The sequence below is a fragment of the Acinetobacter sp. AYS6 genome, from assembly GCF_025630795.1.
Classification (GTDB): Bacteria; Pseudomonadota; Gammaproteobacteria; order Pseudomonadales; family Moraxellaceae; genus Acinetobacter.
Genome location: NZ_JAOTNV010000005.1, coordinates 435,261 through 448,484, shown reverse-complemented (window position 1 = coordinate 448,484; position 13,224 = coordinate 435,261). Strand labels below are relative to the sequence as shown.

At 36.3% G+C, this 13,224-nt stretch carries 11 protein-coding genes; 2 read left to right on the top strand and 9 right to left on the bottom strand.

What is annotated here, in order from left to right; translation table 11 throughout:
• Positions 1-180 precede the first annotated feature (180 nt).
• Complete coding sequence (locus OD757_RS06835; protein WP_263031325.1) at positions 181-996, bottom strand: YqiA/YcfP family alpha/beta fold hydrolase; 816 nt, start codon at positions 994-996, stop codon at positions 181-183.
• A 464-nt stretch (positions 997-1,460) separates the two neighbouring features.
• Between OD757_RS06835 and OD757_RS06830 the strand changes: the two genes are divergently transcribed.
• Entirely contained in the window at positions 1,461-3,209 is a 1,749-nt protein-coding gene (locus OD757_RS06830) for an FAD-dependent oxidoreductase (protein ID WP_263031324.1), read from the top strand.
• Positions 3,210-3,389: 180 nt separating this feature from the next.
• On the opposite strand, the gene OD757_RS06825 is transcribed toward OD757_RS06830, so the two are convergent.
• From OD757_RS06825 to OD757_RS06815, 3 genes are all read right to left on the bottom strand, one after another.
• The gene (locus OD757_RS06825; protein WP_263031323.1) at positions 3,390-4,481 is read right to left on the bottom strand and encodes a M48 family metallopeptidase; all 1,092 of its coding nucleotides are present in this window, start codon (positions 4,479-4,481) and stop codon (positions 3,390-3,392) included.
• Between the two features lie 20 nt (positions 4,482-4,501).
• Positions 4,502-5,590, bottom strand: coding sequence for a YjgN family protein (locus OD757_RS06820; protein ID WP_263031322.1), 1,089 nt, complete (start codon positions 5,588-5,590; stop codon positions 4,502-4,504).
• Positions 5,591-6,424: 834 nt separating this feature from the next.
• The gene (locus tag OD757_RS06815; RefSeq protein WP_263031321.1) at positions 6,425-6,571 is read right to left on the bottom strand and encodes a hypothetical protein; all 147 of its coding nucleotides are present in this window, start codon (positions 6,569-6,571) and stop codon (positions 6,425-6,427) included.
• A 49-nt stretch (positions 6,572-6,620) separates the two neighbouring features.
• Here OD757_RS06815 and OD757_RS06810 point away from each other — a divergent pair, with 49 nt between their 5' ends.
• Entirely contained in the window at positions 6,621-7,181 is a 561-nt protein-coding gene (locus OD757_RS06810; protein WP_263031320.1) for a TetR/AcrR family transcriptional regulator, read from the top strand.
• Positions 7,182-7,270: 89 nt separating this feature from the next.
• On the opposite strand, the gene OD757_RS06805 is transcribed toward OD757_RS06810, so the two are convergent.
• From OD757_RS06805 to OD757_RS06785, 5 genes are all read right to left on the bottom strand, one after another.
• Complete coding sequence (locus tag OD757_RS06805) at positions 7,271-7,630, bottom strand: hypothetical protein (RefSeq protein WP_263031319.1); 360 nt, start codon at positions 7,628-7,630, stop codon at positions 7,271-7,273.
• A 376-nt stretch (positions 7,631-8,006) separates the two neighbouring features.
• Positions 8,007-9,365 (bottom strand): amino acid permease, encoded by a 1,359-nt coding sequence (locus OD757_RS06800; protein ID WP_263031318.1) that lies wholly within the window; start codon positions 9,363-9,365, stop codon positions 8,007-8,009.
• Positions 9,366-9,511: 146 nt separating this feature from the next.
• Positions 9,512-10,957, bottom strand: coding sequence for an NAD(P)/FAD-dependent oxidoreductase (locus OD757_RS06795; RefSeq protein WP_263031317.1), 1,446 nt, complete (start codon positions 10,955-10,957; stop codon positions 9,512-9,514).
• Between the two features lie 18 nt (positions 10,958-10,975).
• On the bottom strand, positions 10,976-12,307 hold the full coding sequence (locus tag OD757_RS06790; protein ID WP_263031316.1) for an APC family permease: 1,332 nt from the start codon (positions 12,305-12,307) through the stop codon (positions 10,976-10,978).
• 187 nt (positions 12,308-12,494) lie between these two features.
• Positions 12,495-13,202 (bottom strand): cache domain-containing protein, encoded by a 708-nt coding sequence (locus OD757_RS06785; protein WP_009387741.1) that lies wholly within the window; start codon positions 13,200-13,202, stop codon positions 12,495-12,497.
• Between the last annotated feature and the right edge of the window lie 22 nt (positions 13,203-13,224).

The following is a 13,224-nucleotide window of genomic DNA, read 5'->3' as shown; positions in this document are numbered from 1 at the left end:
TTCCTACAAATTAAAGTTATTTCTTATTTAAATGAATTTTAAAAGCCTCTTAATCTAGAAAGTTTAAGGGGCTTTATTTTTCGATGATAATAACTTAGCCCAAGATAAGTAGGATTTCAAAATTCAATCTATTCACTTTTAACAAGAAGAGAATTTTTGCAGCCCCATCTAATCAATTTTTTAAATATTATAATTTTTGATATTTTTTAAGAGGTAATGATCTTTATCTTTCTCAACTATGAAATTAAAGTTAACTTTTCGCATGGAAATTTTTTTTAAGGTTTGTACTATCTCATAGGGAATTGGAGAGTACTTCGTAATACCATTAATTTCATAAAACCCTTTCGACTTTCCATTATCTGTTTTTATACCATCCAATTCTCCATAAACTATTGTGATTTCTCTTTTATATTCCATTAAAAAAAGCCAAATCGATGATGAATAAAAGCTATAGGGTTTGGAAATTTCACCCTTAAATTCATTTCCATATATTTTTTTGACTGCTTGATCTGAATATATCGCTGGGCATAATAGAATCAATTGATCAATTTGAAATTTTTTCGCTAAATGGATTGCAATATAACCGCCTAAACTATATCCAATGACAATATTCACTTTTTTTAGAAGGCTGTAAAAAACAATACTTTCATGTATGTTCTGAGATAAAGATGATTTCGTTTCACTTGTATTATTTAAGCCACTTAAATTGAATGAAAGCGTTCCGATATTTTTACTTCTAAGTAAGTTTTCCAGAGGACTTAAAGAACTTAAATCAGAGCTGCCTCCATGTATCAGTAAAGCGATTTTCTGTGGAAAACTATCATAATAATTGAATTTAGCTTCTAATTCATAAGTACCAAAGTCATGTAGAAAGAAGAAAGAATTTTCATTTTCAGTAGGATCATTTTTTAGCTTATGTGTTGGAAAAATCGTTAGATTAGAAATCGTATTAGAAAAATATCTATCTACAATCGATATAATTTCTTGTTTTTCCATAACTCATATTCCTATTAGAGATGTTGAGAGTGTTCGTTTGTATAAAGTACAATTGAAATAATGATTACTTCATAATTTTATTTTTAAAAGTATAGCTCATATGATTTTTAATAAATAAAAAATTCCGTTTATAAAATTAGAAATTAAACTGGAGAAGGTAGCTCACCCAAAAGATATATTGTGTAGGAGTTTGCCAATGCCACCCATAAAATCTAAATGTTATATTTATTTTAAAATATAGATCATGTATTTTTTACTTTTTTAAAAGATTAAGCTTTAAATAGTTTTAATTGGAGACTTTATTTATAACTTTTATTGGCTCATTTAATACTTAATATTGTGAAATCTTTTTCAGCAATTAGCCTAAAAGATTTTTTAGAAAAATATTATGTTCAAGATGGTTTTTAAAAATATATGTAATAGCTACTTTTAGCTACCAAGAATATGTAAGTAATAGGATAAAAATGTTAGAAACTGATGTTTTAATTGTTGGAAGTGGTCCAGCTGGTTCTTCTGCTGCACTTATGTTAAGTAGTTATGGAATTAGAAATGTCATAATAACTAAATATAGATGGCTGGCAAACAGCCCGCGTGCTCATTATATCAGTCAAAGAACTATGGAAATTGTTCGAGATTTGGGGATATCTGATGAAGTAATCGCAAAAGCAGCACCTAAGGAAGTTATGGGAGATGTTGTTTATTGCACATCTTTAACGGGTGATGAAATTGGACGCTTTCCTTATGGAATGAATCATCCAGAAAGAATGTCAGAATATGCTAAAGCGAGTCCCTGTGAACAGTGTGATCTTCCTCAACACCTATTTGAACCTATTTTACTTTCAAATGCAGCATCACGAGGAAGCCATCCGAGATTTGATACTGAATATTTATCTCATGTACAAGACGAGGATGGTGTAACAGTCACTGTTTTAGATAGATTAACTAAACAAACATACTTAATCCGTTGTAAGTATTTAATTGGAGCTGATGGGGCGAGTAGCAAAGTTGTAAAAGATTTAGATTTACCTATGGCAGGTAAAATGGGGAAAAGTGGCAGTATCAGTATTATTTTTAAAGCCGATTTAACAAAATATGTTTCGCATCGACCTGGCTACCTGTGGTGGATTATACAACCTGGAGCAAACATTGGTGGGATTGGGTTAGGGTTGTTGCGTATGGTCAGACCTTGGAATGAATGGCAGATTGTTTGGGGGTATGACATTGAAAAAGAAGAACCAGCTCTCACCGATGATGAGGCGATTGCAATTTGCAAACAGCTTATTGGTGATAACGACATTGAAATAAATATAAGTAGTAAGTCGTTATGGACAGTAAATGAAATGTATGCAGAGCAATACTCGAAAGGTCGAGTTTTCTGTATTGGTGATGCTGTTCATCGTCATCCTCCTTCTAATGGACTTGGTTCAAACTCATCTATACAAGACGCTTATAACTTATGTTGGAAATTAGCATTTGTATTAAATGGCAAAGCGGGTAGTGGTTTATTAGACAGTTTTAATGAAGAAAGAGCACCCGTTGGTGAGCGAATTGTTAAACGAGCGAATCAAAGTGTTAGAGAGTTCTCTACCATATTTTCTGCTTTAGAGTTAGATGGAAAGTACAGTACAGAGACAATGCAAAAAAGCATTAATGCTTTAAGTGAGAGTCATGAAAAAGGTGCTGTTAAACGCCGTGATTTAAGATCTGCAATTGAATATAAAGCTTATGAGTTTGCTGCTTTAGGTGTAGAAACTAACGTAAGGTATCATTCATCAGCAATTGTTGGAGCAGAATATAATATTGAAAATAAAATAGATTCTAATAGAGATGAAGATCTTCATTATTATCCCTCATTTACCCCTGGTCATAAACTCCCTCATACATGGTTAGTCAAAAATCATAAAAAAATATCAACCTTAGACTTAATCGGAAATGGAAAGTTTACGCTGTTCTGTTGGTTACAGGGTGATAAATGGAAGTGCGCTGTAGACAAACTTAATAACCAGCTCAACTTAGATATTAAAGTTATACAGGTAGGTCCAAAAAGAGATGTCGAAGATTCTTATGGAGAACTTTCTCGCTCTTGGGGTAATGATGAAAATGCTTGCATAATGATCAGACCAGACGGCTATATTGCTTGGCAAAGTAAAGAAATTGAATCGGCGGACAATGAATTGCACAAAGCCATGTCATCAATACTTAGTTTGAATTAGGATTTCATCACTGCTTCCACCAAATTCGAAAAGCCCCTGTTAAAAGCAGGGGCTTTTTTATGTGAATATTTTTAGTACTTAGAAACCCATATAAAAATTTGCATTGAGTTAGGCAGATTTTGATTTCAGCTTAATTTTATCTTTCATAGTGGCTTGGGAATGAATCTTCATTTCTACTATTTAATCTTTAGCATGTTGTTTTTTCTCAAAATCATGAACCATTCGAATACGCTCTTCAGTTGCTGGATGAGAGGATAAAGTATCAAGCACAGCTGTAGATAGTTTATTAGCTGAAGATTCTTCTTGAGAAGTTGGTGGGTTGGACTGATTTTTTTTATCGATACCTTCTTCTGTTGTATCGCTTAAACGTTGTAAGAAATTTGCGAAGTGCGAGACTTCTATATGCTTCCTATCCATCAGCTGTAAAGCATATAGATCGGCTTCGGACTCAAATTTACGCGAGTAATTTGCACCAATCATAGCAGCAGGTAATGACGTAAATAAGTCTGAATTATCTCCTGTCATTGCAATGTATAATATACTTAAGCCTAGACTAGTTAACCCTTGTTGCAAACTATGGCGATAAACCAAATGCCCTTGTTCATGGGCTAATACGCCTAAGATTTCCTGATTAGTATGTGCCATTTTGATCAGTTCATCTGTGACGATAATCGTATTATTAGGTAGCGCTACAGCATTTGCTCCTAAATGATCGCCTTTACGGAAGACTAATTTGGCTGGTCTGTTTTCAGCAATAATATTCAAATATTGCTTAGTAATTTGGTCTTTTTGAGTTTGTGCTAATTGACTGGGTGCAGTCCAATTATTTAATACATAATTCTCGGCTTCATCACCTAGTTTCTTTAAAGTATTTTCAGGTAATTGAAAAGCAAGATAATGGGATGTGGCTGGAACACCCCATTTCACTAGACTGATCGCAAAAGTAACCACAAAAATTACACTAAAAAGAATAAGACTCGGAGAGCGTTCAAGTTTCCAGATCGAATGTTGAACCTTTTTAGTTGTGTAATTAAACCATCCTGGTAATGCACTATGAAATTCAATCCGTGCATCATCAGATAACTCAATCACTGGGTGTAACTGTCCCAGCGCACCAATCAATTTCATATCAGTATATTGATAATGACGCTGTTGTTCTAATTGATCACCATACCGAATGAGAACTTCAGATTTAGATTGAGCTGAAATCTGAGCACGGTGAGGTTTAGACACTATGCCATCATAGAAAATGATATCTACTGGTTGGGACATAAATTATTAAACTCAGATTATTATAGAGAGATGTCAATATCAAAAATATCACTGATTTCTTCAGCTAAAGCACTTTGTTCTTGCTGAGCGAGATTCATCATTTGATCTGGATCATCTAATAAAATTAAACTCATCGATTCAATCTGATATTTGTGAATACGAACTGCAGCCCAAGCAGACATTAAACCTATGGATAAGATTTTTACAATCCAGTTTGAAGCTACAATCCATGCAAAACGCCATTGATTACAGTCTGTTTTAAATTGGCTGTTTCCAACTGTCGTATTGTTCCATGTCGTAATAAAAAGACGTGCAGCAATTAATGGATAAATAAATAATCCAATAAATGCATATACTATAACTATTCCGAAGACTACAACGTTCGGTGAGAACCCAGAAATTGTTCCTGCAAGAGTAAAGTAAATGATTGAAAAAATAGCAATTATACCAATCGCGATAAAAACTGGTATATAAACTGCAGCCATATATGCAGACCATTTCGCGTTTAATTTAAAATTTAATTGTCCAGCATATAAGTTGTTTAGATAATATTTTTTATATAGCCAAATAGCTACAGGTGTAAAGATTCCTAATGTGAAAATATATACCAATATACTTAAAAGAAAGACTTTATAAGATTCTTTTATCGTTCCACCAAAATAAAAACGAGCGTTACCAAACTTACTATTTCTTGCCGTAAAACGCAAAGTAGCGCGAATTAGCCAAGGTATTGCTGTATATAATGCAACTAGTCCAACCACAGTTGCAATCATTGAATACTGTGATGAAATTGCAAATACTGCGTAAATCCCTAATGCAATTAAACGTCCAATCAAAATCTTGGTTGGAATCCCTGTGAAATCAAAGCGGCGTTCAAAAAATTCTGTATTGCCATAGAAATAGCGTAAGCGACGAACTTTAGCCCAAGGTGCATATAAGCTTAAAGTAATAATAGTTAAAAGAATATTAACGATCCAGATTCCAAAATATTCTGAGGCTTTACCATGAAACTTAAAATGATAAATTCCTGATTGAGAAATTGGTGGAGACGTAATATTTTGATCCTCATTCAAATCTTGAGGAGATGAGGGTAAAGCTTGTTCTTGCATTTTATTCTCTTTATTGAAACTAAATGATCTTGATTGAATGTAATAGATAATTAGAAAGCTATTGAGAACATTATATATTTTTTATAAATTGAAAGGAATAGAATGAAAAGCAAACAACACTTTTTACCATTATATTCTTATTGAGTTGTTCCGAGTAAAAAGCTTACCGTGTGAAGCATGCTTATTAGGTTCGAAGTGAGATTGGTACTTTATTGCATTTTTAGCTTTTAAATTTAGTAGTAAATCTAATTTGAACTAAAATTTTTCTGAATCATTCATTTCATGCTATTCACTTTACTTAGCATTAATAGAATATACCTTTCCTTGAATACTTGTTGTACATCTAATAAAGATATTTTCATTTCATCACTTACCATTTTTATATTCTAATCTTACCTGTTAAATCTAATATATCTATATAAATTTTAATCCCGTTATAAACCCTAATTTAATAATAACTCACTCATTATTTATCCTTACTTTTTAATGATCTATTTTAAAGCAAATGTCGTTTTGTGTGCTTGACTGTAAAAGGGTTGGGCACTATTCTTTGCCTGCTGGCCACATTGCCAGCCGGCTTTGACAGGCTGATTCAAACGAGCACTAAAGGTTTTATACTTTTAGTGTGTGCACCCTCGTGCCCCCTCTGCGGCGGAACGGGAGGGGGACACCTTTGGGTGTGCTGGCCTCGTTTGACCAGTCTGTCAACCCTCTTTCGTTCTGCCACCATAATTTTAATGTTTTGGCAGAACTCCCAATAAAAAGGAGTTGGCTTTGCACATTCATCATTTCTTGGCAAACTTTGCCAAACGCTATAACAACACAACTTAGTTTTTAACGAGTTTGATCGCCATAAGGCTGATCAGGCTTTAAATCGTCACGACTAAAAACTTGCAGCAACAATAAAACTTGAGATGTGCCAAGCACAGTCTTTTTAGGCTTTGCTATGCCTTTTATTTGCTTAAAAAAGAGTAAAGGCATTTTTATCTCATTTATATACAACAAGAATTTATTTTATAACGGTAAAACTATGCCACATTCAGATCTTCCATTTCGTGCTTTAAGTGTACTTCACACTTCTCGATATCTGTTTAACAACTATGGCTTTCACAACGTCGGGATCGACAGAATTATTGAGTCGGCGAAAATCCCAAAAGCGACTTTTTATAATTACTTTCATTCAAAAGAAAGGCTAATTCAAATGAGTTTAACCTTTCAAAAAGATGCCCTTAAACAAGAAGTGCTTTCAATCATTCATGTTCAAAAAGAATTAATGCTGCTTGAAAAACTGCGTAAGATTTACTTTTTACATGCCGATTTAGACGGACTCTATCATTTGCCTTTCAAAGCTATTTTTGAGATTTCGAAGGCACATCCAAAGGCGTATCAGGTAGTCGTTGATTATCGAAACTGGCTGATTAATGAAATCTATAAAATGCTTTTAACAACTAATGCCAATGCTTCAAAACAAGATGCGCATATGTTTTTGTTTGTGATTGATGGGGCAATGGTACAGCTTTTAGACCCAAACAAGCCAGATGAAAGAGAAAAGTTATTAGATTATTTTTTAATTACTTTGAGGCGAGATTAATAAGAAAGAAAAGGGGAGGAAAGTAATCAAAACTGCTTACTTTCCTTACTTTTTAAGTAAATTAAACCTGAGCTTAACTTAGATAAGTATTATTTCTTTAATTTAAAACGGTATTTGCATTTTAGGCAGCGGTAGTCCTGAAAAATGTTTTTGTCGATCATTACGCCTGCTTTTTTACCAAAAATATTACCGACCACACCGCCAGTAATACCTGCACTAATAGCACCGATAAAAGTTCCTACAGTTCCACCAACAATCACACCTAATGGGCCAGCAACAGTACCAATAGCTGCTCCAACAGTAGCACCAGTGGCTGCACCACCTACAGTGCCTGCCGTTGTGCCAGCAGCTGTGAGTAAAACACCGCCAGTTGTTCTAAGTAATTTGTCATGGTCACGTGCTTCAACTTCTGTAGAACCACACTTAGGACATTGCAGAGCTTTTTCCATAAAATTTCCTGTCTTTCATCATTGAGTGACACAGTTGATTGGGCTTGAATCAGAGAGTGGGTAAAACAATACTTATCACTAAGCGCTTTGCCTGATCGGTGATTGCAACCATAAACTGGTCTGCTTCGATTTTAGCTGAACATTGACACAAATATTTATAGATCATGTAAACACTTGTACTTTAATAATTATCCCATTAAAAACTAAAGTTTAGAATGACTTAGAGTTACATATCCTTGTATCTAGCAGAGAGCCATTCAATAATGATGAATAGAATGAGAATGTTTTGTAGAGCAGATTTGCTGAAGCTGATGAGGTTGTGGGGGCTGTTAAATGATGAAAGGCTTATCCTGTTTGAATAAGCCTTCTTTAAAGATTAGATTGATTTTTTCCAACTCAAAAATTTATATAATCCAAACATAAAAATAATCCAGATCGGAATTAAAATTACGGATTTTTCAAAGCCTTGAGTCCACATGATATATAAAATCATGCCAATAAAAATCAAAACAATATAGTTACTCAAAGGTGAAAATAGTGCAGGGAATTTAACAACTTTGCCTTCAAGTTTCATGGCACGTTTAAACTTTAAATGGGTAAAGCTAATGATTGCCCAGTTTAAAACCAAAGCTGCCACAGCCATGTACATGAGATAACTTAAAGCGTCTTCGGGGATGAAATAGTTCAGTAATACACAACCAAAAATCAGAATAGAAGAGAAGATAACAGCAGCTTTTGGAACCCCTTGTTTGCTCACCTTTGTAAAAATTTTGGGTGCATGACCTTGTATAGCGAGTCCATACAACATACGGCTGTTTGCATACATGCCGCTGTTATAAACCGACAGTGCAGCGGTCAAAATAATAAAGTTAAGCAAATGTGCTGCCCAACCAATGCCGAGCTGACTAAAAATCATCACAAATGGACTTTTATCTAAACCACCAAGGTCCAGTTGATTCCAAGGAATAAGCGACATGATGATGGCAAGCGAAGCCACATAGAAAACCAAGATTCGAAAGATGACTTGGTTAATGGCTTGTGGAATACTTTTTTCTGGATTTTCCGCTTCAGCAGCAGTCATCCCAATCAGTTCAATACCGCCAAAAGCAAACATTAAGAAGGCGAGCATATAAAATAGGCCCGAGAACCCATGCGGGAAAAATCCGCCATGCTGCCATAAGTTTGAGAAGCTAGCGACAGAGTCACTACCCGCAGTGACCAATAAATATAAGCCAAACACAATCATGGCAATGACAGCAGCAACTTTAATAATGGCTAACCAAAACTCAGATTCACCATAAAATTTAACGTTGCCTAAGTTCAAACATGTGACTAAAACAAAGAAAAATAAGGCTGATATCCAAGCAGGAATGTGTGGCCACCAATAATGCACATATTTAGCAACTGCTGTCAGCTCGGTCATGGCGACCAGAATATAGACCACCCAATAGTTCCAGCCCGATAAAAACCCTGGGAACTTTCCCCAATATTTTTGTGCAAAGTAACTAAAGGAACCGACCACAGGTTCTTCTACGATCATTTCACCCATTTGGCGCATAATTAAAAATGCGACCAAACCGACAATGGCATAACCTAAAATAATAGAAGGACCAGCAGACTGGATGACTTGTGCAGAGCCTAAAAATAAACCTGTACCGACAGCGCCACCCATAGCGATTAACTGGATATGGCGATTTTTAAGTCCGCGTTTTAATTGGGAAGATGAATTGCTCAAAATATATGCGCTGAATAAAAAAGCTGGCGCTATTGTAATAGATTGGCTAGGGATAACCTAGTTTGAAAAGGATTTTACTCAGCTAAATAAAAGGGATTCGCACAAAGCTATACGAATCCCTTTTTGAAAATTGGTTGTTTTATAAATTAGAAAGACACCATTTTTCCAGGGTTCAGCATTGCACCAATGCCATACATACTTTTAGCGAGTGGAATAACAACGGGTGCAAGGGTACGGCCAAAAATAATATTTTGATGATCAATTTTAGATAACATTTCAAAGTCATTAGATTGCCCAACAAAGTCACTCGCAATCGCTTTACCAATGCGTACCGTCTGTGCAACGCCGTGGCCACTCCAGCCGTGAACAGCATAAATCGGGAATTTATTGCCAAACTTACGGCTATCAACTGCACCATTTACGGTTAAATCAGTCGTTCCACTCCAGACAAAATCCATCTCTAGATTTTTAATTTGTGGGAACACCGTATGAATTCGATGTTCTAGATAATTTAAAGTTTTCTCTGGTCCCCAGCATGTTCCTGTACCTTGGCCACCAAACAGTAAACGGTTATTAAACACGGGGCGGTAGTAATCAATCTGGAACTGCGTGTCATAGACTGGATGCCCAAATGGCAGAAGCTCTTTTGTATCAAGCTCTAGCGGGGCAGTCGTCGCAACATAGGTGTAAAAAGGAATCGTTGTATTGTTTTGCTCTGATAAGAGTTTAAACGAGGCATGATGTACCGCCAAAACCACAGATTTTTTAGCTTTGACTACGGCATTTGCTGTTTGAACATAGATACCATCTGCTTTTTCTTCTATCGAAATGACTTCTGTTTGTTCATAAACAGAGCCGCCATTGTGGCAAAACCCATAAATTAAGCCACGGTTCAAAGCTAAAGGATGGATTTGTCCACCCAAATCATCAATTAAACCACCCGTATAATAATCAGACTTAATATAGTCCATGAGTTCGTGTTTACCTACAATGCGCGTATGGACTTCACCTAAATATTTTCGTGCATCGGCGCCTTGTGTTAAACCAACCAAATGTCCTTCATGAACAGCGGCAGTAATGTGCCCATGTTTTCGGTCAAAGTTGAGTTGGTACTTTTCCGAGATGTCATCAATCAGTTGCATTGCTTCTGTAGAGGTAAAATGCCAGAGTTTTTTGGCATCTTCATAACTGAGTCGATCGGCCATTTCTTGAGCTTCCCAGCGCGCTAAACCCGGAGTGAGCTGTCCGCCATTTCTGCCAGAAGCTGCGCTACCAATACGGTTTTTTTCTAGTAAAACAGTATCTACGCCTTGTTCAGCTAAATGTAATGCACTTGATGAACCTAGTAAGCCACCGCCAATAACCACCACATCGCATTCAATATCAGCTTGTAAACTGTCAAATGTATGCCAATCAGAAAGTGAGCTTTCATAGTAGTTCGCTGGGTTATCTACCGATGTGCCTGCTGAAGTTGTTGTGTCAAATTTTGCATGTTTTGGATTTAACCAGCTCCACTCTTTGCCTACTTGTAGAGAATTACTTGGTTTATATTCCACGTCTTTTAAAAGTTGAGGTTTAGAAATAATTTTCATAACAAAGTTCCTGTAAAATTAATAAGCATTACTAATCGCAATACTTTGTTTTTTAATCGTTTTATAGATAAATAAAAGAATGCCTAACGAGAACCAGAAACATCCGAAAGTAAGCGAAGATGAATCAAGGTTAAGCCAGAGGCAAATAATGCTAATGACTGAGATAAGCGGCAAAAACAGATTTAAAAATTTGTTTTTAAACCCTGAGCGCTGTTTATCTTTAATATAAAACTTCATAAAAACCGAGAAATTTACGGCTGTAAAAGCAACTAGTGCACCAAAGCTGATCAGGCTTACAACTTGTGCCAAATCTAGAAAAACCGCAGACATCGAAATAAGACCAACAAATAAAACCGAGAAAAATGGTGTACCTAAGGAGATGTGAATTGTCCCAAAATACTTTTTAGGAAAAATATTATCGGTGCCCATTATATACAGTAAACGCGAAGCACTGGCATGAGAAGCAAGACCAGAGGCGACTGTGTTCATAATTTGTCCGCATAAGAATATGGACTGGAAAAAAGCACCGCCCACATAGAGCACAATTTCAGGAAGCGCTTCTGAAGGGTGATGAAAGCGAAGATTATTAGGGAAATAAAGCTGAATAAACCAAGCCGCAGTAAAGAAAATAAACCCACCAGCAAGTGTCGTTAACATGACTGCTCGGGGAATATTTTTGGTGGGTTGTTTGGTTTCATTTGAAAGCGTAGTAACCGCATCGAAACCTAAAAACGAAAAGCACAAAACTGAGGCACCTGCTACAAGGGGCAAGATAGATTGCTGCTCATGCCAGAGTGGAGCCAACGTAAGCACATGTTCATAGCCTTGCGTAGAGCCAATACCTTGAATGACTAAATACACAAAAATGACCATGAGTATGATAGGTGCAAATACAAACAATAGGCTCAGATTGGCAAGTAACCGAATGCGGAAACAATTCACTAAAGTGACTAGGCTTGCTGACACAATCACCCAGAACCAGTAAGGTAAACTTGGAATAAGAGCGGTGAGATAAATTGCGGCAAGCAAAACATTAATGAGTGGTAATAATAGATAGTCGAGTAGAGAACACCAGCCGACAAAAAAACCACTTTTAGGGCCTAAACTTTCGGCCGTATAGCTATATGCCGAACCTGATTTTTCCGAAGTTTTACTGAATCTTGCATAGCTCCAAGCGGTGAGTAACATGGCGCCAAGTGCGAGTAAATATGCAAGTGGCACATGACCATTGGTAATTCCAGAGACAATACCGAAAGTATCAAATACCGTCATGGGTGTCATGTAGGCAATACCAATAATGGTGACTTGCCAAAGAGACAGTTTTTTTAAGGAAGACGTTTTATTTTCCATGTCATTTCAACCTCAAATTTCGTTGTTTTGCTTTTCATCCGGAAAAGCGATGCTATTTTTGAGCCAAAACTTCCCCTAGACCTGAGTAAACACGTCTATTTGAAGAAAGTTTGTACAAAAGTGGGTGGCTGTTGCGCCTTGGTGATGCCCTAAAGTAAGGTCAAATATTTATATCTTTGACTTCACTCTAGATCACGACCAGTTGAAAAGATTGACACGGTCGCGAGAGTACCTGCTGGGTGCTTTGTCCTCTAAATAATGTGCCTGTCCTGATCGTGACGTCATTTGAAGTAATGACTCGAGAAGAATCATTGATGACGATTGCTTTTTGTTTGATGTTTTTAAGCTTCGGCATGAGGAGTTTTTCGAGTGCAGAAACTAAAATGTCGGTGGCAATTACACCAATAAATTGATCGCGAATCATGACCGGATGGGCAAGGGTGATGGTGTATGCACCATTACAAATATAGTCGACATATGGTCCATGGATGCACGGACTTTTATTTTGGGCAGGTTTATGGAACCATTCAAAAGAACGAAAATCTAAAAACCGCTGAGCATTTTGATAGTTTTCAAGTTTTGCTTGCTGCAACTGATCTTCTTTTTTATACCACCATTCGAGTGTCCAATAATCTTGTTCTTCTTGCGTTGCAGGGCTATAACTTGCAAAGCCGATACCTTGACTGTAATGGCTTTCCTGTAGCGCCTTTTTAATTTCTTTTTGCAATGCTGCACGCTCTGAACCTGAAAGCTTAATATCTTTAGTCTTTTCAGGTTCATGCTTAGAGAGAATTTTGCTCGCTTTGGTCGCCAGCTTTTCTGTAATGGCTGTCGTTTCTTCAACCACCGTCTTTAACAAATTTTGAAGCTCTTCTATATCTAAATGTTGGGTCATTCCTATAACTCCTAAAATTCCG